This is a genomic window from Halomonas getboli, assembly GCF_023094245.1.
GTDB classification, from domain to species: domain Bacteria; phylum Pseudomonadota; class Gammaproteobacteria; order Pseudomonadales; family Halomonadaceae; genus Halomonas; species Halomonas getboli.
Window position 1 is genome coordinate 376260 of record NZ_JALMEW010000003.1, and the last position, 23127, is coordinate 399386.

Consider the following 23127-nt stretch of genomic DNA (forward strand, 5'->3'; position numbering starts at 1 on the left):
GGACCGATGGCGGGCGAACCGAGCCTCGCTGAACATGAGCGCTGGCTTGTGGTCGATGACAACACTGTTTCGTTGCTAACGACCACCTCCCGCCACCGAGGGCCTCGCCGTGTTCCGTTCCTTCTTCCCCAAGCCATCCTGGTTCTTCGCCAGCGCCGCCCTGTGGGTATTGGCCGTCGGCCTGCTGTGGGAGACGACGGCGAGAGGCTGGGGCGGAGTCGTCGGGCTGGGCCCGCCGGGCGACGGCGCCGCGCTGCCCATCGGCGCCTCGCGCTTCTGGTCGCCGAGCTTTCTGTGGTTCTACCTCTACTACGCCCTCTGCACCGGCCTGTTCGGCGCCTTCTGGTGCTGGCGGCAGCCGCACCCCTGGCAGCGCTGGTCGATCTTCGGCAGCGCCCTGCTGATCTTTCTCACCTACTTCATGGTGCAGACCAGCGTCGCCGTCAACGCCTGGTACGGCCCCTTCTGGAACATGATCCAGCAGGCCCTGAGCGGCGACGGCACGGTCGCGGCGAGCGACGTCTACGGGGAGATGGCGGCGTTCGCCGGCATCGCCTTCTTCGCCGTCTCGATCGGGGTCTTCAACCTGTTCTTCGTCAGCCACTACATCTTCCGCTGGCGCACGGCGATGAACGCCTACTACATGGCTCGCTGGCCGCGCCTGCGCGGGGTCGAGGGCGCGGCGCAGCGCGTTCAGGAAGACACCATGCGCTTCTCGAGCACCCTGGAGAGCCTGGGCGTGAGCCTGCTCAAGTCGGTGCTGACGCTGATCGCCTTCCTGCCGCTGCTGGTCGGGCTGTCCCGCCACGTGGTGCAGCTGCCGCTGATCGGGGCGCTGCCCGACGCCCTGGTGTGGTCGGCGCTGGTCTGGTCGCTGGCCGGCACGCTGCTGCTGATGCTGGTGGGGATTCGCCTGCCCGGGCTCGAGTTTCGCAACCAGCGCGTCGAGGCGGCCTATCGCAAGGAGCTGGTCTATGCCGAGGACGATCCGCGGCGGGGCGAGCCGGTCACGGTCGCCGAGCTGTTCGCCAACGTGCGTCGCAGCTATTTCCGGCTGTACTGGCACTACGCCTACTTCAACGTCGCGCGGATCTTCTATCTGCAGGCGGACACCGTCTTCGCCTTCGTCGTGCTGACGCCGTCGATCGTCGCCGGCAAGCTGACGCTGGGCCTGCTGCAGCAGATCCTCAACGTCTTCGGCCAGGTGCGCGAGTCGTTCCAGTACCTGGTCAACTCCTGGCCGACCATCATCGAGCTGCTGTCGATCTACAAGCGCCTGCGGCATTTCGAGGCGATGCTCGCCGAGCAGGAAGCGCCTCGCCTGGAGGCCCAGCCGGGCTAGACGTCTGGCGGCCTCAGCCGTCGTGCGCGGCGGCGGGCCAGCTCCGCGGGTCCTGGCCGAAGTAGCGGGCGAGCAGGGCGTAGAGGGCGGGATAGGCGGCGTGCAGCGCCTCGGGGGCGGCGAAGAAGTATTCGCAGCTCACCGCGAAGCATTCACCGGGATGGCTGGCGGCGTAGTCGTCGATGGGCGTCGGCTCGCCGCGGGCGAGGTGCGCCTGGAGGTCGTCCCACACGGCGGTGAAGACCCGGTGCCAGTCGTGCGGGTCCATGTCGCCGGGGAGCGGCGGATAGCCGTCGGCGTCCAGCGAGTTGGCCATGTCGAGCTTGTGGGCCAGCTCGTGGATCACCACGTTGAAGCCGTCCAGCCTCCCGCTTTCCATCAGGTCCGGATAGGCCACCACCACTGGGCCCTGGTGGGAGGTCTCGCCGGCGCGCTCATCGTCGTACGCGTGCATCACCCCGAATTCGTCCATCTCCTCCACCCGGCGATGGAAGGCGTCGGGCACGATCAGGATCTCGTGCAGCCCGGCGAAGGCCTCGCGGTGGGTGGTCTCGTCCCAGCCCAGGGTCAGCAGGCAGCCCTGGGCGGCGATGGCCAGCCGCGCCGGCACGTCGAAGTCGATCGACGGATCGAGTTCGGGATGGCGGCTCAGGCGCTTGGCATGGGCGAAGCGCCAGGCGCGATGACCCAGGCGTTCGGCGGCCGGCTCGGGCACGGCGGCGAGCAGCGGCAGCCGCGCCCGGGCCTCGACCCAGTCGTCGGCGGGGAAGGGGTGGCGGGCCTCGAAGCGCGCCGCCCGCCAGCGCTTCAGCCGTTCCAGCACGGCCTCAGCTCTCGTCCGCGTCGCGGCCCCCGGATGGCCGCCCCCCGGACTTCCACGACCAGTCGCGCAGGCGCAGGTCGAACAGGTCCTGGCGGCGGTCCTTGAGGTTGGTCACCGAGCCCTCGTTGCGCACCACGGTGAGCCGGGTCAGGTCCAGGTCCGAGAACATGATCATCTCGGTGTTGGGCGTGGTCTCGGCCAGCACGGCATCGTGGGGGAAGGAGAAGTCCGAGGGCGAGAACACCGACGACTGGGCATACTGGATGTCGAGGTTCTCGATCGACGGCACGTTGCCGACGCTGCCGCACAGCACCACGTAGCACTCGTTCTCGATGGCGCGGGCCTGGGCGCAGTGGCGCACCCGCAGGTAGCCGTTCTTGGTGTCGGTCCAGAACGGCACGAACAGGATGTCCATGTCCTGCTCGGCGAGCAGCCGCGACAGCTCGGGGAACTCCACGTCGTAGCAGATCTGGATGCCGATGCGGCCGGCGTCGGTCTCGAACACCTGCAGCTCGTCGCCGCCCTCGATCACCCAGTCGCGACGCTCCTGGGGCGTGATGTGCAGCTTGGCCTGGCGTTCGATGGAGCCGTCGCGGTGGCACAGGTAGGCGACGTTGTAGAGCCGGTCTTCCTCGCCGACCTCGATCATCGAGCCGGCCACGATGTTGATGTTGTAGGCCACCGCCATGCGCGACAGCTCGGTCTTGAAGCGTTCGGTGAAGCCGGCCAGGAAGCGGATGGCGGCGATCTGGTCCTGCTGGGCGGCGCGGTCCTGCAGGCCCATCAGCGGGGCGTTGAACAGCTCCGGGAAGACCGCGAAGTCGCTCTGGTAGTCGGCCAGGGCGTCGACGAAGTACTCGACCTGCTGCAGCACCGCCTCGACCGAGGCGAACTCGCGCATCTGCCACTGCACGGCGCCGACGCGGACCTGGGTCTTGCGCGTCTCGAGCACTCGCTCGGCGGGCTCGAACAGGATGTTGTTCCACTCCAGCAGGGTCGCGTAGCCCTGGGACTTCTCGTCCTCGGGCAGGTACTTGCGCAGCAGCCGCTTGACCTGGAAATCGTTGGCCAGCTGGAACGACAGGATGGGGTCGTGAATCTCCTTGCGCGCCACCTTGTCGATGTATTCCGCCGGCGAGAGCTCGTCGGCGTACTGGTGGTATTGGGGAATCCGCCCGCCGGCCAGGATCGCCCGCATGTTCAGCGAGCGGCACAGCTCCTTGCGCGCCTCGTAGAGTCGCCGACCCAAACGGTAGCCGCGGTAGTCCGGGTGGATCAGCACGTCGAGGCCGTACATGGCATCGCCCTCGGCGTCGTTGAGGATGATCTCGCGGCTGCCGATCAGGTCGTCGTACTGGTGGGGGTTGGAGAACTCGTCGTAGTCGACCTGCACGGTCAGCGCCACGCCGACCAGCCGGCCGTCGTCCTCGATGGCGATCTGGCCGTCGGGAAACGCCTGGATCAGCTTGTCGATGGTGTGCTCGGGCCAGGCGCCGCCGATGTCGTGGTAGACGGCGTCCATCAGCGTCTTGAGCTGCGGATAGTCGTCCTGCGTCAGGTTGCGCAGATTGAGATGCAGATCGTCGAGGGACATGCCGCGGGCTCTCCGGTCGGGGAACGAAAGCCGCAGTTTAGCAGCCTCTTGGCCTCGGGCCGACAGGCGTAGTGGGGGAGCCTCGCGATCGCACTCGACCTTCCGGCGCAATCGAAAAAGTCGTCGAGCGAAGGCTAGACAAGGCAAACATCAGCGAGAATGCGGAGTTTACTTGGGGGGTAAATGAGCAGTTCGATCGGACTCGCGCACGAGCTGATGTTTAACGCCGTATAGCCGAGCGCAGACACTTTCCTGCACCGTCTAGCGCAGCTGGCTGTCCTTGCTGCCCCGGCGATTGAAGCCGCCGCCACCCGGCCCCTGGCGCCTGTCGCGTTCGGCCTGGCAGGCGAGGCACAGCCGCACGCCGGGCACCGCCTGGCGCCGCGCCTCGGGGATCGGCTCGCCGCATTCGTCGCATTCACGGGCGCTCTCGCCGCGGGGAATCGCGCGCCGGGCGCGCTCCAGCTCGTCCTGCACGCTGTCGTCGATCTGCTGCTGGACGTCGCCGTCCTTCGACCAGCCTCCGGCCATCTCCGCTGTCCTCCGTGGTGGTTGTGGTGTCGTGGTTTCATCCTAGGGCCTGTGCGGGCCGCGTCCAGAGCGTCCGGCCGGGATCGACTAGCCCGTGCGCCGAGTTGCCTGGCGGCTGACCAGCGGGCGGGTCAGCGTCTGGGCCATCACCACCCCGGCGAGAATCAGGGCGCCGCCCAGGAAGTGGAAGGCGGAGACGGTCTCGCCAAGCACGAACATGGCGATGATGGCGCTGAACAGCGGCATCAGGTTGATGAAGATGCTCGAGCGGTTGGCGCCGATACGGCGGATGGCGTGCATCCACAGGTAGGTGGTGACGATCGAGGCGGGAATGCCGGCGTAGGCGATCAGGCCGAGATTGTCGGCGTTGACCGGCGTCATCGGGCCCGCCAGGTAGGGCGGCAACAGCAGCAGCACGGCGAAGATCACCTGGGCGTAGAGCAGCACCCAGGGCGGCAGGTCGATCGTCCAGCGCCGCAGCATCACCCCGTAGAGGGCGTAGCAGGTGGCGGCCACCACCATCAGCGCGTCACCCGTGGCGACCTTCAGCTCGAGCAGCGACAGCGGGTCTCCCTGGCCCAGCAGCACGCTGACGCCGGCGAGCGCCAGCACGCCGCCGGCCACGCCGCCGAGGCTCGGCGGTTCACGCAGTATCAGGGCGCTGAGCAGCACCGTGATCAGCGGCACCATGGCGGCCAGAATGCCCATGTTGGTGGCCGAGGTGGTCTCGGCGGCCACGTAGGCCAGGCCCTGCCACAGCCCCATGCCCAAGAGCCCGAGCGTCGCCAGCTTCGGCCATTCGCGGCGGATGGTGGCGCGATGGCGCCAGGCGGCCGGAGCGACGAAGGGCGTCATCACCGCCAGCGCCAGCAGCCAGCGCAGGAAGGCGATGCTGCTGGGGGCGATGGCGCCGACGGTGAGCTGATTGATGGTCATGTTGCCCGACCAGATCAGCACGGCGCCGAGCGGCAGCAGGAAGACGAACGGTGACATGGCATCCTCGCGTCGACGATGGCGGTCGTTAGCGACCTGAATATGAGCCATCGATGATAAGGCGAACGAGCAGAGGGGGCCAGACGAGAACCGCCCCCCGGATGAGTCGCCGCGACACGGCGATCCCCCGGGGGGGGGGCATCAGCGGGTGACCGGCCTCAGCGCAGGGCGCGCAGCTCGCCGTTCAGCGCCTTGATGATGGTGAAGCACATCACGATCATCACCACCGAGAACGGGATCGCGGTGGCCGTGACCCCGGCCTGCAGCGCCGAGAGACCGCCGCCGATCAGCAGCACGATGGCGATCAGGCCTTCCACCGTGGCCCAGAACATGCGCTGGGGACGCGGCGCGTCGATCTTGCCGCCGGCGGTGATGGTGTCGATCACCAGCGAGCCGGAGTCCGACGAGGTGACGAAGAAGATCAGCGCCAGGATGATGCCCAGGGTCGACATCAGGCCCGACAGCGGCAGCTCGTTGAGCATGCCGAACAGCGACAGTTCGGGGCTGTAGTTGTCGATCACGTATTCCTTGACCAGGCTGCCGGCCGGGTTGGCATAGAGCTGGTCGAGGGCCGTGGCGCCGAACACGCCCATCCAGATGAAGATGAACAGGCTCGGGATCAGCAGCACGCAGATCACGAATTCACGCACCGTGCGGCCGCGGGAGACGCGGGCGATGAACATGCCGACGAACGGCGCCCAGCTGACCCACCAGGCCCAGTAGAAGATGGTCCAGGACTGGCGATAGGCGTCGTCCTCGCGGCCGAAGGGCGCCGACAGCGGGAGGAACTCGGTGACGTAGGTCTCGAGGCCGGTCCAGAAGCCGCTGATGGCCGCCAGGGTCGGGCCGGCGAACAGCACGAAGAAGAAGAACAGCACGGCCATCAGCATGTTGAGCTCGGAGAGCCGCTTCACGCCGCCGTCCAGCCCGCGCCACACCGAGACCAGCGCCACCGCGGTGACCAGGGCGATCACGACGACCTGGGTCGTGATGTTGACGTCCAGGCCGAAGACGAAGTTCATGCCGGCGTTGGCCTGCTGGGCGCCGAGGCCGAGTGAGGTGGCCAGCCCGAACAGGGTGGAGAACACCGCCAGGATGTCGATCAGGTGACCCGGCCAGCCCCACACGCGGTCGCCCAGGATCGGGAAGAACGCCGAGCGGATCGAGAACGGCAGGCCCTTGTTGTAGGTGAAGATCGACAGCGCCAGCGCCATCACCACGTAGACGGCCCAGCCGTGGATGCCCCAGTGCAGGTAGGTGCCGGCCAGGCCCATGGCGGTGGCGTCGGCGATGGCATCCGGGTTCAGCGTGCCGTCGGCGCCGAAGGGCGAGAGGGTGCCCAGCGGCGAGGAGACGTTGGCGTGATAGACCGGCTCCAGCACGCCGAAGAACAGCAGGCCGATGCCGATGCCGGCGGCGAACAGCATCGAGAACCATGACAGATAGCTGTATTCGGGCCTGGCATCGGGGCCGCCCAGCCGCACCTTGCCGTAGGGCAGCACCACCAGCGCCAGGCTGAACACGATGAAACCGTCCACCACGATCATGAAGTAGCTGTCCAGGGTGGTGGTGGAGAAGCTGACGATGGACTGGAAGAGGCTTCCCGCGCGCTCGGGAAACAGCAGCGTGAGGACGATGAACAGGATCGAGGCCAGCGCCGAGATGGCGAAGACCCGGTTATGGATATCGAAGCCGATGGGGCCCAGGTTACCCTCGATATTGTCCTGGCCGACGGTGTAGTCCGTCTGCATGTCGCTCGACACCGTCGGTGGGGCCGGCTCGCTTGGATGGCTCATGGGAGAGTGCTCCTGCGGATAGGGGAGGAGGAATGGCGGAGCGCGTCTCTCGACGCCTCCGACGGCATGGCGCTGGTCGGCCATGCGGGGGCGTGATGCTTGTCGCGTTGTGTCATGGAGCGCGCTCCCTCGTGGAAAAGATGGCGGGCCCGGCAACGGGCCGGGCGCTGCCGGTTCAGGCCGGGTGGGCGCCGCGGCGTGCGGCCGTCCGGCATGAGCCCTGGCTCAGGCTCGGCGCGGCGGCCTCGAGGCGGCTCCAGGCTACATCCTAGCCCGGTCTGGCAGCGGCGAAAGTCTCACAGCTAATATCAGACCCTGTAAACTCGCTGATTTATTATGTTTCGTATTAGGACGGCTAATGGCTTTGATGGATAGGCGAGTGTCACCCGACGGCCTGCGGGTGTTCGAGGTGGCCGCTCGCCAGCTGAGTTTCACCGCCGCGGCGCGGGAGCTGCGCTCGACCCAGTCGGCGGTCAGCCAGCGGGTGCGTGCCCTGGAGGAGGCGCTCGACCTGACGCTGTTCGACCGCGTGCATCGCGGCGTGCGCCTCACCGACGCCGGCCAGCTGCTGTTCGAGGCCGTCCAGCAGGGCTTTGCGACCATCGACCGGACCATCGACCGCCTGCAGCAGCATCAGCGCAACCCGCGCCTCAACATTCTCACCGACTTCTCGCTGGCGACGTACTGGCTGATGCCGCGGCTGCCGGATTTTCGCCAGCGACACCCGGATATCGACGTGCGCCTCCAGACCAATCAGGGCGTGTTCGACTGGCAGGGGCAGGAGGCCGATATCGCCATCGTGCTCGGCGAGGGGCGCGATCTGGAGGGCGCGATGCGGCTGCTGGACGAGGAGGTGTTCCCGGTCTGCAGCCCGGCGTTTCTGGACCGGCACGGGCCGATCGACGGCCTGGCCCGGCTGGGCGAGGTACCGCTGCTGACGCTGACCGCCGATCAGGGGCAGCGCTGGATGGACTGGCCCGGCTATTTTGCCCGCCTGGGCGGCCGGGTGCAGCCGGCGCCGTCGGAGCTGATCTTCAACAACTATCCGCTGCTGGTGCAGGCGGCCATTGCCGGCCAGGGGGTGGCGCTGGGCTGGCGCGGGCTGGTCGACGACCTGCTCGAGCGCGGCATGCTGGTGGGGCTCGAGGGGCTCTCGCTGAGCACCTCCAACGGCTATGGCGTGATCGACGTGCATCCGGAGGACCATCGCGCCGCCAAGCGGGCCTTCCTGAATTGGGTGAAGTCACGGCGCAGCCGGCCGTGACACGAAAAACCCCGGCCTTGGCCGGGGTTCGCTGGGCATTCGCCTTCCTTGGTCTGCGCGACCCTCAGTCCTCGGGGTCGTTGGCAGAATCCACGCCGCCTTCGACAGCCATGTCGTCGGCAACGCTGCCTTCAGCATGAGTGGCGGCTTCCTGCGAGGGATCGTTGGCGCTATCCGTGCCCCCCTCCTCGACGATGGCTTCGTCGCTCATGGCGCCGTCATGACCTTCCATGGTCGCATGCTCCACGTCATTGGCGCTGTCGACGCCGTTGTCGGGAGCCATCTCATCTTCCTCGTGATGCGCCGCCAGAGCGGAGCCTGAGAGCATCATCAGTGCGCTAAGGGTGAGGGCAGCAGTCGCATTGCGTTTCATGGTGTACCTCTCGTCCGTCGATGGGCGTGATAGGCATCCGTGCGTTTCATCGAATGCTATACAAAACCTATGCAAAAAATGGCTAATACGCAAGTCTTGTCTCGAATATTCGGCACCGAAACGACAGAACCCCGGCCGTGGCCGGGGTTCCGAGGCAACACGCGGGGCGTGCGAGATCAGGCCACCGCGGCCACCGCGGCCTTGGCGATCTGCACGTCCTGGTCGGGCTTGACGCCGGAGATACCGACGCTGCCGGCCACCTGACCGTCGACGAGGACCGGTACGCCGCCGGCCAGCAGGGCCTGCATCGGCGCGGTGACGAAGGCGGTGCGGCCGTTGTTGATCATGTCCTCGAAGGCCTGGGTCTCCTTGCGGCCGATAGAGGCGTTGCGCGCCTTCTCGCTGGCGACGCCGGCGCTGAAGGGCGGTGCGCCGTCCATGCGGCGCAGGCCGAGCAGGTGGCCGCCGTCGTCGGCCACGGCGATGGTCACGGCCCAGCCGTTGGCCTCGGCTTCCTTCTGGCCCGCGTCGAGCAGGGCGTTGACATCGTCCAGGGTCAGTACAGCTTTTGTTTGCATGGTAATTTCCTCTTCTCTATGACTTCTTGTAAGTGAGAAACGCCGAGTCGCGCCGATGATCACGCCAGCGCCTCGTCCACGATCTCGATCCAGTGCCTGACCGGAGTGCGGCCGGCGCCGTTCAGATGCGTCTGGCAGCCGATGTTGGCCGTCGCGATCACCTCCGGATCGCCGGCCTCCAGGGCGTCGAGCTTGTTGTCGCGCAGCTCGGTGGCGAGCTCTGGCTGGGTCACCGAGTAGGTGCCGGCCGAGCCGCAGCACAGGTGCGCGTCCTGCACCGGGGTCAGCGAGAAGCCGAGCCGGGCCAGCACGGCATCGACGCTGCCGCCGAGCTTCTGGGCGTGCTGCAGAGTGCAGGGGCAGTGGAAGGCCAGGCGCTTGTGTTCGCGCAGCGTCAACGGCTCGAGGTCCTCGTCGCGCAGGATCTCCACCAGGTCCTTGGCCAGGGCGCTGATGCGCGCGGCCTTGTCGGCGTAGTCGGGGTCGTCGGCCAGCACCTCGCCGTATTCCTTGACCATGGCGCCGCAGCCGCTGGCGGTCTGCACGATGGCCTCCACTCCGGCCTCGCCCTCTTTGTCGATATGGGGCCACCAGGCGTCGATGTTGGCGCGCATCCGCGAGCGGCCGGCGTCCTGGGCGTTCAAGTGATAGTCGATGGCGCCGCAGCAGCCGGCCTCCGGGGCCGGGGTCAGGCCGATGCCGAGGCGGTCGAGCACCCGGGCGGTGGCGGCGTTGGTGTTGGGCGAGAGCCCCGGCTGCACGCAGCCCTCGAGGATCAGCATCTGACGTTCATGACGCTTGCCTTCGGGGCGCTTGCCGGCATCCACCGGCGCCGGCGGCATCTTGTCGCGCAGGGTGCCGGGCACCAGCGGGCGGAAGGTCTGGCCGAGCTTGAGCAGCGCCTGGAAGCGGGCCGGCTCGACCAGCACCTTGCGCAGGCCGAAGCGCAGGGCGCGCTCGGCGGCGGGACGCGGCACCCGGCGCTCGATCTCGGCGCGGCCGATGTCGAGCAGCTTGTGGTATTCCACCCCGGACGGGCAGGTGGTCTCGCAGTTGCGGCAGGTCAGGCAGCGGTCCAGGTGCAGCCGGGTCTCCTCGGTGACGACGTCGTCCTCGGGGTTCTCCAGCATCTGCTTCATCAGATAGATGCGTCCACGGGGGCCGTCGCGCTCGTCGCCCAGCAGCTGGTAGGTGGGACAGGTGGCGTTGCAGAAACCGCAGTGCACGCAGGTGCGCAGCACCCGGTCGGCCTCGCGGATGTGCGGCTGTTCGAGATCCTGTTCGGTGAAGTGCGTCTGCATGTCAGAGCTCCGCGTAGAGTCGGCCTGGATTGAAGATCCCCTTCGGGTCCAGCTCGGCCTTGAGGCGGCGGTGATACTTGAGCATCACCTCGGGCAGCGGCGTGAAGGGCTCGGCGGCGCCCGGGGTCAGGCAGGTGGCGTGTCCGCCGGCGGTGGCGCAGGCCTCGCGCAGGGCCGCGGCGGGCAGCTCGGTCCTGAGCCAGCGCTGGGCACCGGCCCAGTCGTGGAGCATGGCCTGCTCGTCGAGGCCGTCGGCCTCGAGCCTGGCGCGCTGGGGCAGCGAGATGCGCCACAGCGGGCGGTCGTCATCGCCGCCGAACAGCGGCAGGCGCTGCTCGCGCAGGTCGTCCCAGAAACCGGCATCCAGGTCCTCGCCGCCGAGGCGCTCTCGGGTGGCGGCCACCGAGCCGGGGCCGCCTTCGAGGCGCAGGTGCAGGGCGCCGTCCTGCCAGGCGGCGGCGGTCAGCGGCAGCGGATGGCGGCCCCATTCGGCGAGGCGTTCGCGGGCCTCGTCAAGCGGCATCTCGAGGCGCAGGCCGTGGCTGGAGGAGGGGCGCGGCAGCACCTTGAGCGTGACCTCGGTGAGCAGCCCCAGGCCGCCCTGGGCGCCGACCATCAGCCGCGACAGATCGTAGCCGGCGACGTTCTTCATCACCTCGCCGCCGAAGCGCTGCTCGTCGCCGGTGTGGGTGATGACCCGGGCGCCGAGCACGAAGTCGCGCACCGCACCGGCCCAGGGGCGGCGCGGGCCGGAGAGCCCGGCGGCGACCGTGCCGCCGACGGTGGCGGCGTCGCCGAAGTGGGGTGGCTCGAAGGGCAGCATCTGGCCGTTCTCGGCCAGCGCCGCTTCCAGCTCGGCCAGCGGGGTGCCGGCGCGCACCGAGACGATCAGCTCCACCGGGTCGTAGCCGGTGATGCCGCGGTGCTCGCGGGTTGAGAGCACCTCGCCCTCGACGGCGCGGCCATAGAAGGCCTTGGTGTCACCGCCGACGATGCGCAGCGCCGTGCCCGCGGCGTTGGCCTGGCGGACGCGCTCGCCCAGCTCGGTGCTGACGTCCCGGTCTTGCGGGGATGTGGGTGTGGCCATGATCATTCCTCAAAAACGGGGCAGCTCGGGATGCGGCAGCTCGCCGCCGTGCACGTGCATGGCGCCGAACTCGGCGCAGCGCGCCAGGGTCGGGATGTTCTTGCCCGGGTTGAGCAGGCCCTCGGGGTCGAAGGCTGCCTTCACCGCGTGGAAGGTGGTCAGCTCGTCGCTGCCGAACTGGGCGCACATCTGGTTGATCTTCTCGCGGCCCACGCCGTGCTCGCCGGTGATCGAGCCGCCGGCTTCGACGCACAGCTCGAGGATCTTGCCGCCCAGCGCCTCGGCTTGCTCGAGCTCGCCCTCGCGGTTGGCATCGAACAGGATCAGCGGGTGCATGTTGCCGTCGCCGGCGTGGAAGACGTTGGCCACCTTCAGCCCGTAGGCGTCGGACAGGTCGCTGATGCCCTGCAGCACGCGGGGCAGCTCGCGGCGCGGGATGGTGCCGTCCATGCAGTAATAGTCCGGCGACATGCGGCCCACCGCGGGGAAGGCGTTCTTGCGCCCGGCCCAGAAGCGGGCGCGCTCGGCCTCGTCGCGGGCCTGCTGGATGTCGGTGGCGCCGGCCTTCTCGAGCACCTCGCGGACCCGGTCGACGTCGTCGTCGACGTCGGCTTCCACGCCGTCCAGTTCGCACAGCAGGATGGCCTCGGCCTCGACCGGATAGCCGGCGTGGATGAAGTCCTCGGCGGCGCGGATCGCCAGGTTGTCCATCATCTCCAGCCCGCCGGGAATGATACCGGCGGCGATGATGTCGCCCACGGCGCGGCCGGCCTTGCCCACGTCGTCGAAGCTGGCCATCAGCACCTTGGTGGTCTCGGGCTTGGGCAGCAGCTTGACGGTGATCTCGGTGACCACGCCGAGCATGCCCTCCGAGCCGTTGAACAGCGCCAGCAGGTCGAAGCCCGGGGCGTCCAGCGCCTCGCTGCCGAGGGTCATGCGTTCGCCCTCGATGGTGAGGATCTCGACCTTCATCACGTTGTGCACGGTCAGGCCGTACTTGAGACAGTGCACGCCGCCGGCGTTCTCCGCCACGTTGCCGCCGATCGAGCAGGCGATCTGGGAGGAGGGGTCCGGCGCGTAGTATAGCCCGTGGGGCGCGGCGGCCTCGGAGATGGCCAGGTTGCGCACGCCGGGCTGGACGCGGGCGATGCGGGCATCGGGGTCGATCTCGAGGATGCGCTTGAAGCGCGACATCACCAGCAGCACGCCCTGCTCCAGCGGCAGGGCACCGCCGGAGAGGCCGGTGCCGGCACCGCGGGTGACCACCGGCACGCCCAGTGCCCGGCAGCCCTTGAGCAGCGCTTCGACCTGCTCGAGGGTCTCGGGCAGGGCCACCAGCATCGGCATGACGCGATAGGCGGCCAGACCGTCGCATTCGAAGGGATGCAGGTCTTCCTCGCGGTGAAGCAGCGTCAGGCCGGGGGCGGCCTGCTGGAGGTGGGCAAGCACCTCCGCCTTGTCCCGGCGGGGCAGCTCGCCATCGAGTCGTGCGTCGTAGTGGATGTTCATGACGGCTCCGGCTGGTGAGGCAGCGATGGCATGACAGCGATCAGAACACGCCTCGTGCGTTTGCAAAAATATTTTCCAGGTTCTTACTCGTCCACGCTCCGTCGACCGCGTGAGCGGTGAGCCGCGAGGGCGACGAGGAAGGCCTGATGAGAGAACGATACGACCCGGACGGCACGGATGGCTATGTTGGGTCATTGGTCATACCAATTACCTGCAGCGGTGATGTGGCGGGCTTCAGGCAATGTCCATGGACAATCAAGGAGTTAGAGTGCGGTCTCGGGGAATGATCCGGAGAGGCGCCCGGCGCTCGTTAGACTAATGAACGAGGCGATCGGGCGCCTGCCCGCGGCCGTTGGCCGCGGGCGGGTCCGGCCTAGCCGAGGGCCAGCAGCGGGTCGGCGATGTTCCACGCCTGGATGGCGATCAGGCCGATCAGTCCCGCGGCCAGCACGTAGTAGAGCGTCGGCAGGATGGTCTTGCGGATGGTGACGCCCTCGCGGCCGAGCAGGCCCACGGTGGCCGAGGCCGCAACCACGTTGTGGATGGCGATCATGTTGCCTGCGGCGGCGCCGACGGCCTGCAGGGCCACCATCATCACGGTGGAGACGCCGAGCTGCTGGGCGACGTTGAACTGGAAGTCCGACAGCATCAGGTTGGACACGGTGTTGGAGCCGGCGATGAAGGCCCCCAGGGCGCCCACGGCGGGGGCGAACAGCGGGTAGATGCCGCCCACGCCGTCGGCCACCAGGCTGGCCATGGCCACCGGCATCGAGACCAGGTCGGCGGTGTTGACGCCGGAGTTGATCAGGATGCGCACCATGGGGATGGTGAACACCAGCACGAAGCCGGCGCCGGCCAGGGTGCGGGTGGACTCGCCGAAGGCGGCGCGCAGCTCGCCGAGGCGCATGCGATGCAGCAGCGCGGTGAGCAGGACGACCGCCACCAGGATGCCACCGGGCAGGTAGAGCGGCTGGATGCTGCCGGACACGCCGGCCTCGCCGAGGATGTTGCTCCAGCTCAGGCTGACCGAGGTCAGCGCCTCCTTCAGCGGCTCGATGGTGCGCGAGGCCACCAGCAGGATCGCCAGCAGCACGTAGGGCAGCCAGCCCATGGCGGTGGAGATGGGCGTCTTGCCGACCACCTCGTCGGTCTTGATCACCAGCTTGCCGATCCACTGGTCCGGCCAGGAGGACGATTCCGGGAAGTCCCAGGTATCGCGGGGCATCAGGAAGCCGCGGCGGGCGGCCGGCACGACGATGGCCAGGCCGACCATGGCGCCGATCATCGACGGAAACTCCGGCCCCAGCAGCACGCCGGCCAGCGCGTAGGGCACCACGAAGCAGATGCCGGCGAACAGCGCGAAGGGCGCGATGGCCAGGCCTTCCTTCCAGGAACGGTTGGCGCCGAAGAAGCGCACCATCACGGTGACCATCAGCAGCGGCATGAACATGCCGACCATGGCGTGGATGATCGCGACCTCGCCGGACACCAGGTGGAAGTAGTCGAGCCAGCTGCCGCCGCCGGCCTCCAGGGCCGAGGTGATGCCGCTCTTGTCGAGGCCGCCCGAGACGCCGACCACGATCGGCGTGCCCACGGCGCCGAAGGACACCGGGGTGGACTGGATCATCATGCCGACGACCACGGCGGCCAGCGCCGGGAAGCCGAGCGCCACCATCAGCGGGGCGGCCACCGCGGCCGGCGTGCCGAAGCCCGAGGCGCCCTCGATGAAGCAGCCGAACAGCCAGGCGACGATGATGGCCTGGACGCGGCGGTCGGGGCTGATGCCGGAGAAGCCGTTGCGAATGGCGGTGATGCCGCCGGAGTGCTTGAGCGTGTTGAGCAGCAGGATGGCACCGAAGATGATCCACAGGATCGCCACCGTCAGCATCAGGCCCTGCAGGGTCGAGGCCAGCACCCGGGTGGTGGTCATGTCCCAGGCGAACAGGGCGATGACGGCGGTCACGGCGAAGACGATCGGCATGGCGACGCGTGCCGCCATGCGCAGGCCGATCAGCAGGATCCCCGCCAGCAGGAGGGGGGTGAACGCCAGTAGCGCCAGTAGTGAGTCGTGCATGGATGAGGTCCCTCATCGATGATGATGTTGTTGTGGGCCGCGTGCGGGCGACGAGCCGCGAGAACCTTACGGCCGGCGACGGGGATTGACCATCCAGGGTAAATTGGTATGACCATGAGTGATATGTCGAAAAGTTTGTCTTACATTTCATAAAGGCATTTATGATCAATGAGTTAAGAAGAAAAGCGCGATGAGGCGGTGCCGCTCGGCCGGTGTGGCGATTCGACCAATAGACAAGGGCAAGGAGGGTGGTGGCGACGTGGCGAGGCGGGCGCAAGCCTGTCACCATCGACAGTCCTTATCGATAGTCCTTTCCACGGCGACGAGGAGTCGGCATGACACGCGTGCTTTATGATCTCTGCGGCCTCGATGAGCGGCTGCGCTTCTCCCCCTACTGCTGGCGGGTGCGCTACGCCCTGGCCCACAAGGGCCTGGACGTCGAGGTGCGCCCCTGGTGTTTCACCGACAAGCAAGCGCTGGCCTTCGCCGACACCGGTAAGGTGCCGGTGCTGGTCGACGGCGACGAGACGGTGACCGACAGCTACGACATCCTGCGCTATCTGGATCGCGCCTACCCCGAGGCGCCGCTGCTCGGCGAGGGCCCGGCCGAGGCCCGAGCCCGCTTCTTCAAGCACTACGCCGAGCGGGCCCTGGCGCCGGCCATCCTGCGCACCATCATCATGGACCTGTTCAACGTCATTCATCCCGACGATCGCGACTACTTCCGCGAGAGCCGAGAGGCACGCCTGGGCTGCAGCCTCGAGGAATTCCACTCGCCGGCCAAGGGACTGTCACAGCTCGATGCCGCCCTGGCGCCGATGCGCGGTCGCCTGGAAGAGGCCGACTTCCTCGACGGCGACGCGCCGGCGGGCGCCGACTATCTGGTGTTCGGGTTCTTCATGTGGGCGTACTGCGTCTCCAGCGCCGACCTGATCTCCAACGCCGATCCGGTCTACGCCTGGCGCGAACGCATGCTCGACCTGCACGGCGGGCTGGGCCGCGAGGCGACGCGGGTGACCGATATCGAGGGCGCCTATCGCTGAGGCCTTGGCCGGATGGCGGGCCGATATCCCGAAGAGAACGGCACCATCGCGGGGGCCACGATGGTGCCGGACAGGAAGACAGCGCGGTAACGATCCCGAACGGCGCTCAGCGCGCGGCCGGGTCGCGATCATCGGTATCGTCGACGATGCCCGTCAGCGACGCGACCTCGAGCTTGTTGCCGAGGTGGTCGCGCAGGATCTGGCCCAGTCGCTGGCCATCGCGCTGCTCGAGGGCGCCGATCATGTTTTCGTGGTCATCGACGGCCTTCCGCCAGAAGTCGTCGCTCATCTGATTGGAGTAGCGGACCCGTTTCACGCGATGGCTCAGGTTGTCGTACATCTCGATCAGGATCTCGTTGCCCGAGGCGGCCAGGATCTTCTCGTGAATCTGCTGGTTGACCCGGAAATATTCCGCCAGCTCGCCCTGGCGATAGTGCTTCAGCATCTGCTCATGCAGGTCGCGAATCCCGGCGATTTCCGCATCGCTGATCTGCCGGCAGGCCAGCTCTCCCGACAGGCCTTCCAGGGCGCCCATCAGGTCATAGGTGTCCTTGACCATCTTGACCGTCAGCTTCATCACCCTGGCACCGCGATTGGGCAATAGCTCGACCATGCCTTCCGCCGCCAGCACCTTGAGCGCCTCGCGTAGGGGCGTGCGGGAGACGCCGAACTTCTCGCACAGTTCGCGCTCGGAGATGCGCTCGCCCGGAATCAGCTCGCCATGCTCGATCAGGTCTCGAACCCGGTCGGCCACTTCGCGGTAAAGGTTACGATGCTGGATCTTGCTCATGGTCGAATTCCTTGATGCGCTGTCCTTGTCCTCGACGGTGCCCCTGAGGCCCTGCCGATGCGGCCATTCTGGCCATGATGACGTCAGCGGTGATGTCGTGTAAAAAGAATTATGAATTCAAGATTACACGAGGCAGGGCCAATCACGCGAGATGCGCGGTGCGATGCGACCGTCTCAGGCGGGTGAGAGACGGGTTCACGAATGACGAGAGGAGAGGGCATATGGCGGGCAAGGTATATCGCAGCAGGGTGCTGCTGGCGCGACTCGAGGGGCGTTCGATCATCGATGGCGCCATCGCCCGAGCTCGGGACGCGGGCATGGAGCCATTGACGGTGGTGGTGCTGGATGGCGGCGGCAACCTGGTGGCGGCCGAGCGCGAGGACGGCTGTGCCCCGCTTCGCTATCCCGTCGCCGAGGGCAAGGCCTTCGCTGCGCTTGGCAACGGCGCCGCCAGCGGTGTGGTGGGGGCGCGCAACGTCGAACGCCCGGCCTTCCTGGCCAGCGTGGCGGCGGCCTCGGGCGGCCGCTCCGTGCCGGTGGCGGGAGGCGTGCTGATCCTCGATCCCGGGGAGCGCATCATCGGTGCCGTGGGCGTCAGCGGCGCCTCGTCCAACGAGGATGAGGCGGCAGCCATCGCGGGCGTCGAAGCCGCGGGCCTGGCCTGGGGGCTGGAACCCGCCTGACGCCCGATGCTCGTTCATCCTTGCCGTGCCATGGCGTCAAGCCATGGCACTCTTCCCCCCTTCATCGCTCTTTCCCTTTTCTTTCTCCTCGCGCTATCCCTTGGCGGTTCCCGCCCTCCCTGACGTCTCTTGCCCGCTGCTTCCCCTAACATGCTGTTGCCAAAGCCCTATTGGGAGCGTGTCAAGGCTCTCTGACGAAAGTTTAATTTCGCATTCTGAATTTTGAATTCAAATTCAAGTCGCGTGGTCCTGGAAGTTCATGCCTCGACGGAAGCGTCGGAGAGAGGCGCGGTCGCTCGGCTTCGACCACGACTTGACGACAACAACAAGCCAAGAATGGAGTGCGTGATGAAATTCCTGAAGACAGCTCTCGCCGCCAGCGTGATGGTGTTCGGCGCTCAGGCGGCCAATGCCGACGAGATCGAAATCAAGTTCGGTCATGTGGGCGGACCGGGGTCGCTATTCGAGAAGACCGCCAACGAGTTTGCGCGCCTGGCCAACGAACGGCTGGAAGGCACGGCCGAGGTGGTGCCCTACGGATCCAGCCAGCTGGGCAACGATTCCCAGATGCTCAACAAGCTCAAGCTGGGCACGCTCGATCTGTCCTTGCCCTCGTCGATCATGAGCAGTGTGGCGCCGGAGTTCTCGCTGTTCGAGATGCCGTATCTCATCGAAGATCGCGATCACATGCGCCGCGTGCGCGACGACTTTCTCCGCGATGAGCTCTATGAAGCGGCCGAAAGCCGGAACTACAAGATCATCGGCATCTGGGAAAACGGTTTCCGTCAGATCACCAACAACGTGCGGCCCATCGACGTGCCCGAGGACCTGGAGGGGATCAAGCTGAGAACGCCGAACGGCGTCTGGCGCGTCGAGATGTTCAAGAGCTACGGCGCCAACCCGGCGCCGATGGCGCTCTCCGAGGCCTTCGTGGCGCTGCAGACGGGAGCCATGGACGGTCAGGAAAACCCGCTGATCCAGATCTACTCCCAGCGTTTCCAGGAAGTGCAGGACTACCTGTCGCTGTCCAATCACGTCTATACCCCGGCCTATGTGCTGGCCGGCGCCAGCTGGAACCGCCTGCCGGAAGAGGTGCGCCAGGTCCTGATCGAGACCGCCGAGGAGGTCGAGGCGTATGCCCTGGAGCAGGGCGCTGCGCTGGATGACAGCCTGCTGGCCAAGTTCGAGGACGCCGGCATGCAGATCAACAAGGTGAATACCGAGGCATTCGTCGAGGAATCCGCCGCCATCTACGAGAAGTTCGGCAATGAAGTCGAGGGCGGCCAGGAGATGATCGAGCAGGTCGACGCTCTGCGCTGAACCTGATCCGCGCCGGCAATCCGCATGCCTCGCCGCTCCAGGGCGTCATGGCGAGGCGTGCTCGTTGCCTGTCTCCATCCTCTTCTCGGAGATGACGAACGTGTCCTTCAAACAGTTCAAGACGGCCTATCAGAAGCTGCTGGAAATCATCGTGTTCCTGAACGTGGTGGCGCTGTCGGGGGTCATCATCATCGGTTTCATGTCCCGCCTGCTGGGGTCTCCCTTCAGCTGGTACGACGAGGTCGCCTCCGTGGGGCTGGCCTGGCTGACCTACTACGGGGCGGCGCTCGCTGCGGCCAAGGGGGCACACATCACCTGCCCGAGCATCATCAACATGGCGCCGCCGAGCATTCGCCTGCCGGTCGCCCTGCTGGCCGAAGCCATCACGGCCGCCTTCTTCGTACTGCTCGCCTATACCGGCTACCAGGTCGTGCTGATCCTCGACGGCTCGACGCTGATCAGCCTGACGGATGTGTCGCTGCAGTTTACCCAGTCGGTCATCCCCATCGGCTCGGCGCTGTTCATCATCGCCCAGTTGCTTCGCCTGCCCGAGGTGATCGAAAGCGCGCGTGGCGCGGGCTTCGTCGATCACGAGCTGGAGGAGGCCGGGATTCATGCCGATACGCCTTCGGCGGAAGACGGCATCGCGACCGACGGCCGGAGCACGGGTCGCACCTGACGGCATCAGCGAACCACTGGAGATGAGAATATGATCATATTAGGTATGTTCGTGGGGCTGATACTGTTGATCCTGATCAACGTGCCGGTCGCCGTGGCTCTGGGCATCGTTGGCTCCCTGGCGACCGTGGCGAGTTTCGGGGTCTTCGCCCTGCCCAACATCGGCATGGTGATGTTCGACGGGGCGACCAAGTTCCCCCTCATTGCCATTCCGCTGTTCATCCTGGCCGGCGCCATCATGAACGCCTCGAGCATCTCGCGCCGCCTGATCGACCTGGCCATGGCGATGGTCGGCTTCATCAAGGGCGGCCTGTCGATGGTGACTATCGGGGCCTCCATCTTCTTCGCCGAGATTTCCGGCTCGGCGGTGGCGGGGGTCTCGGCCATCGGTAGCCTGCTGATCCCGGCGATGCGCGACAAGGGCTATTCCAAGGAGTTTTCCGCGGCCATTTCGTCGTCGGCCGCCAGCCTGGCGATCATCCTGCCGCCGTCGATCCCGATGATTCTCTATGCGGTCATGTCGGGCGAGTCGGTGGTCAAGATGTTCATCGCCGGCATCTTCCCGGGGCTGCTCGGGGCCATGGGCCTGGCCGCGATGTGCTACTACCTGGCACGCAAGCATGGCTTTCCCTCCGAAGGAAAGTTCCAGACCAAACGTCTCTGGGAGGCCTTCAAGGGAGCCGCATGGGCCCTGGTCATTCCGGTCATCATCCTCGGCGGGATCTTCGGCGGCATCGTCACCGCGACCGAGGGCGCCGCCCTTGCCGTGATCGTGGCGATCTTCATCAGCGCGGTGATCTATCGCGAGTTCGACCTGAAGATCTTCTACAAGTCCTGCGTCGATGCCGGCGTGCAGACCGCCGTGGTGATGCTGCTGGTGGCCAGCTCCGCGGTGGTGGGACTGTATCTCACCGAGACCCAGATCCCGCAGCAGATGGCCAACTCGATCGGTGAGTTGACCAGCAACAAGTACATCATCCTGGCGCTGCTCAACGTCATCTTCCTGATCCTGGGCATCTTCCTGCACTCGGCGGCCGCCATCATCCTGGTGGTGCCGATCGTGCTGCCGCTGGTCACGGCGGTGGGCATCGATCCGCTGCACTTCGGTCTGATCGTGACCCTGAACCTGGCCATCGGCCAGCAGACGCCGCCGGTCGCGAGCGTGCTGATCGCCTCGTGCTCCATCGCGCGCTCGGACATCTGGGCCACCACGCGCACCAACCTGTGGTTCATCGGCGTGCTGTTCGCGATCCTGATGCTCAACACCTATGTGCCGGCCTTCGCCCTGGCGCTCGTCAACCTCGTCTACGGCGGCTGATCCGCAGGAGTTCACCATGAATCATGAAAGTGTGCTGTTCGACGTACGGGATGGGGTGGCCTGGATCGGCTTCAATCGCCCGGAAAGCCGCAACGCCATGACCTGGGAAATGTATGACGCCCTGGAGCACCACTGCGAGCGTCTCGCCACGGACTCGGAGGTCCACGCCGTCGTCCTGCATGGGGTGGGAGGCGAGGCCTTCGTGGCCGGGACCGACATCACCCAGTTCGCCGGCTTCTCCGAGCCCGACGACGCGCTCGACTACGAGCGCCGCATCGAGCGGATCGTCGGCAAGCTCGAGACCCTCGGCAAGCCGACCATCGCCATGATCGAAGGGGCCTGCGTCGGCGGCGGCGCCGCGCTGGCCATGGTCTGCGATTTTCGCTACTGCACGCCGACGCTGAAGTTCGGTGTCCCCATCGCCAGGACCCTGGGCAACACCCTGTCGACGACCAACGTCTCGCGGCTGGTCGACATGCTGGGGGTCGCCCGCACCAAGGAGGTGCTGATGCTGGGGCGGCTGCTGGAGGCCGAGGAGATGCGCCAGGCCGGGCTGGTCAACGGCATCTGCGCGCCGGAACGCCTGGCAGAGGAGGTCGCCGAGGTGGCGGCCGAGCTCGGCCGGCGGGCGCCCCTCACGCTGCAGGCCAGCAAGGCGCTGATCGGGCGCGTCCAGGCCCAGCGGCGCCTGGCGCTGGAGGCCGGCGATGACTGGGTCACGACCTGCTATATGAGCGACGACTTCAAGGCGGCCGTCGACCGCTTCGTCAACAAGACGTCCTTCGAATGGACCGGGCGCTAGTCGGATATCAACCACGAGGGGAAGGCCGATGCTTCCGCTGCAGAATATCAAGGTACTGGACGTCTCCCAGATCATGGCCGGGCCCTACTGCACCATGGTGCTGGCCGACATGGGAGCCGAGGTGATCAAGGTCGAGAAGCTCAACGGGGGCGATGACAGCCGCCAGATGGGGCCCTACGTCAACGACGAGTCGACCTGCTTCTCGCAGATCAACCGCAACAAGAAGAGCATCTCGCTCAATCTCAAAGAGGCGCGGGGGCGCGAGATCTTCTATCGCCTGGCCCGCGAGGCCGACGTCATCGTCGAGAACTATCGGACCGGCGTCACCCAATCGCTTTCGATCGACTACGAGACCATCAAGGCGCTCAATCCGGGGATCGTCTACTGCTCGATCTCCGGCTACGGCCAGACCGGCCCCAGCCGCCACAAGGGAGGCTTCGACCTGGTGGCCCAGGGCATGACCGGGCTGATGTCGATGACCGGCGAGCCCGGCCGACGCCCGCTGAAGACCGGCATCGCCGTCTACGACATCGGGGCCGGCCTGACCGCCGTCTATTCGATCCTCGCCGCCTGCATCCACAAGATGAACACCGGCGAGGGGCAGCACATCGATATCGCCATTACCGAGTGCGGCCTGCCCTGGTTCACCTGGGAGGCGGCGGCCTACTTCGCCGAGGGCAAGGTGCCCGAGGCCACCGGCTGGCGGCATCGCGTCTCGGCGCCCTATCAGGCGATCAAGGCCCGCGACGGCTACCTGATGCTCGGCTGCGCCAACCAGCGCACCTGGGAGCGCTTCGCGCGCGACGTGCTGGAGCGCGAGGATCTGATGGCCGACGAGCGCTTCCTGACCAACCATGCGCGTGGTCAGAACGTGGCCGAGCTGGAGGAGATTCTCGAGTCGATCATGGCCGATCGCGACATCGACGACTGGCTCGAACGCTGCGACCGGGCCGGGGTGCCGGCGGGGCCTATCAACGACTTCGGCCAGGCGATGCAGGACGAGCACTATCTGGCCAGAGGCATGGTGCAGGAGGTCGACCACCCCAGGATCGGCAAGATGAAGACCATCGGCTTCCCCAGCAAGTTCTCGCGCACGCCGTCGCAGATTCGTCACCCGGCACCGCTGTTCGCGCAGCACACCGACGAGGTGCTCGCCGGGCTGGGGCTCTCGCGCGAGGAACGCGATGCCCTGCGACGTGACGGCTGCATCGTGTAGCGCGCTTTCGCG

Annotated in this window: 21 protein-coding genes; 9 read left to right on the top strand and 12 right to left on the bottom strand. The window is 66.9% G+C overall.

The window, feature by feature from the left end; all coding sequences use genetic code 11:
* Positions 1–109: 109 nt before the first annotated feature.
* On the top strand, positions 110–1342 hold the full coding sequence (gene sbmA / locus MYL53_RS09250; protein ID WP_247853452.1) for a peptide antibiotic transporter SbmA: 1233 nt from the start codon (positions 110–112) through the stop codon (positions 1340–1342).
* A 13-nt stretch (positions 1343–1355) separates the two neighbouring features.
* Here sbmA and MYL53_RS09255 read toward each other — a convergent pair whose 3' ends face one another.
* The 5 genes from MYL53_RS09255 to MYL53_RS09275 form a co-directional block, all read right to left on the bottom strand.
* A complete protein-coding gene (locus MYL53_RS09255) occupies positions 1356–2165 on the bottom strand; it encodes a M90 family metallopeptidase (RefSeq protein WP_247853453.1) in 810 nt (269 codons plus the stop codon).
* A gap of 4 nt (positions 2166–2169) precedes the next feature.
* The gene (locus tag MYL53_RS09260; protein ID WP_247853455.1) at positions 2170–3759 is read right to left on the bottom strand and encodes a bifunctional GNAT family N-acetyltransferase/carbon-nitrogen hydrolase family protein; all 1590 of its coding nucleotides are present in this window, start codon (positions 3757–3759) and stop codon (positions 2170–2172) included.
* Positions 3760–4020: 261 nt separating this feature from the next.
* Entirely contained in the window at positions 4021–4290 is a 270-nt protein-coding gene (locus tag MYL53_RS09265; RefSeq protein WP_247853456.1) for a DksA/TraR family C4-type zinc finger protein, read from the bottom strand.
* An 87-nt stretch (positions 4291–4377) separates the two neighbouring features.
* Positions 4378–5283 (bottom strand): DMT family transporter, encoded by a 906-nt coding sequence (locus tag MYL53_RS09270; RefSeq protein WP_247853458.1) that lies wholly within the window; start codon positions 5281–5283, stop codon positions 4378–4380.
* A 158-nt stretch (positions 5284–5441) separates the two neighbouring features.
* Positions 5442–7079 (bottom strand): BCCT family transporter, encoded by a 1638-nt coding sequence (locus tag MYL53_RS09275; protein ID WP_247853459.1) that lies wholly within the window; start codon positions 7077–7079, stop codon positions 5442–5444.
* A gap of 379 nt (positions 7080–7458) precedes the next feature.
* Between MYL53_RS09275 and MYL53_RS09280 the strand changes: the two genes are divergently transcribed.
* Positions 7459–8343: a choline sulfate utilization transcriptional regulator gene (locus MYL53_RS09280; RefSeq protein ID WP_247853461.1), complete on the top strand. Its 885-nt coding sequence runs from the start codon at positions 7459–7461 to the stop codon at positions 8341–8343.
* A 64-nt stretch (positions 8344–8407) separates the two neighbouring features.
* On the opposite strand, the gene MYL53_RS09285 is transcribed toward MYL53_RS09280, so the two are convergent.
* The 6 genes from MYL53_RS09285 to MYL53_RS09310 all read right to left on the bottom strand — a co-directional run bounded on the left by MYL53_RS09285 (position 8408) and on the right by MYL53_RS09310 (position 15265).
* Positions 8408–8716, bottom strand: coding sequence for a hypothetical protein (locus MYL53_RS09285; RefSeq protein WP_247853463.1), 309 nt, complete (start codon positions 8714–8716; stop codon positions 8408–8410).
* Between the two features lie 176 nt (positions 8717–8892).
* Positions 8893–9294 carry a heme-binding protein gene (locus MYL53_RS09290; RefSeq protein WP_247853465.1) on the bottom strand — a complete coding sequence of 134 codons (402 nt, stop codon included), beginning with the start codon at positions 9292–9294 and terminating at the stop codon, positions 8893–8895.
* Positions 9295–9353: 59 nt separating this feature from the next.
* Positions 9354–10595 carry a glycolate oxidase subunit GlcF gene (glcF, locus tag MYL53_RS09295; protein ID WP_247853466.1) on the bottom strand — a complete coding sequence of 414 codons (1242 nt, stop codon included), beginning with the start codon at positions 10593–10595 and terminating at the stop codon, positions 9354–9356.
* Between the two features lies 1 nt (position 10596).
* A complete protein-coding gene (gene glcE, locus MYL53_RS09300; RefSeq protein WP_247853468.1) occupies positions 10597–11682 on the bottom strand; it encodes a glycolate oxidase subunit GlcE in 1086 nt (361 codons plus the stop codon).
* 9 nt (positions 11683–11691) lie between these two features.
* Positions 11692–13191 (bottom strand): glycolate oxidase subunit GlcD, encoded by a 1500-nt coding sequence (gene glcD, locus MYL53_RS09305; protein ID WP_247853470.1) that lies wholly within the window; start codon positions 13189–13191, stop codon positions 11692–11694.
* A 373-nt stretch (positions 13192–13564) separates the two neighbouring features.
* Positions 13565–15265 carry an L-lactate permease gene (locus MYL53_RS09310; RefSeq protein WP_247853472.1) on the bottom strand — a complete coding sequence of 567 codons (1701 nt, stop codon included), beginning with the start codon at positions 15263–15265 and terminating at the stop codon, positions 13565–13567.
* 335 nt (positions 15266–15600) lie between these two features.
* On the opposite strand from MYL53_RS09310, the gene MYL53_RS09315 reads away from it, so the two are divergent.
* Complete coding sequence (locus MYL53_RS09315; protein WP_247853475.1) at positions 15601–16308, top strand: glutathione S-transferase N-terminal domain-containing protein; 708 nt, start codon at positions 15601–15603, stop codon at positions 16306–16308.
* Positions 16309–16414: 106 nt separating this feature from the next.
* Here the strand turns inward: MYL53_RS09315 and MYL53_RS09320 are convergent, their stop codons facing one another.
* Positions 16415–17098: a GntR family transcriptional regulator gene (locus MYL53_RS09320; protein ID WP_247853476.1), complete on the bottom strand. Its 684-nt coding sequence runs from the start codon at positions 17096–17098 to the stop codon at positions 16415–16417.
* Positions 17099–17319: 221 nt separating this feature from the next.
* Between MYL53_RS09320 and MYL53_RS09325 the strand changes: the two genes are divergently transcribed.
* From MYL53_RS09325 to MYL53_RS09350, 6 genes are all read left to right on the top strand, one after another.
* Entirely contained in the window at positions 17320–17781 is a 462-nt protein-coding gene (locus MYL53_RS09325) for a GlcG/HbpS family heme-binding protein (protein WP_247853478.1), read from the top strand.
* A 348-nt stretch (positions 17782–18129) separates the two neighbouring features.
* Complete coding sequence (locus MYL53_RS09330) at positions 18130–19101, top strand: TRAP transporter substrate-binding protein (protein ID WP_247853480.1); 972 nt, start codon at positions 18130–18132, stop codon at positions 19099–19101.
* 64 nt (positions 19102–19165) lie between these two features.
* Complete coding sequence (locus tag MYL53_RS09335) at positions 19166–19780, top strand: TRAP transporter small permease (RefSeq protein ID WP_247853482.1); 615 nt, start codon at positions 19166–19168, stop codon at positions 19778–19780.
* Between the two features lie 30 nt (positions 19781–19810).
* Positions 19811–21097 (top strand): TRAP transporter large permease, encoded by a 1287-nt coding sequence (locus MYL53_RS09340; RefSeq protein ID WP_247853484.1) that lies wholly within the window; start codon positions 19811–19813, stop codon positions 21095–21097.
* Positions 21098–21113: 16 nt separating this feature from the next.
* On the top strand, positions 21114–21899 hold the full coding sequence (locus MYL53_RS09345; RefSeq protein ID WP_247853485.1) for an enoyl-CoA hydratase/isomerase family protein: 786 nt from the start codon (positions 21114–21116) through the stop codon (positions 21897–21899).
* Positions 21900–21927: 28 nt separating this feature from the next.
* Complete coding sequence (locus tag MYL53_RS09350) at positions 21928–23115, top strand: CaiB/BaiF CoA transferase family protein (RefSeq protein ID WP_247853487.1); 1188 nt, start codon at positions 21928–21930, stop codon at positions 23113–23115.
* The last annotated feature ends 12 nt before the right edge of the window (positions 23116–23127 follow it).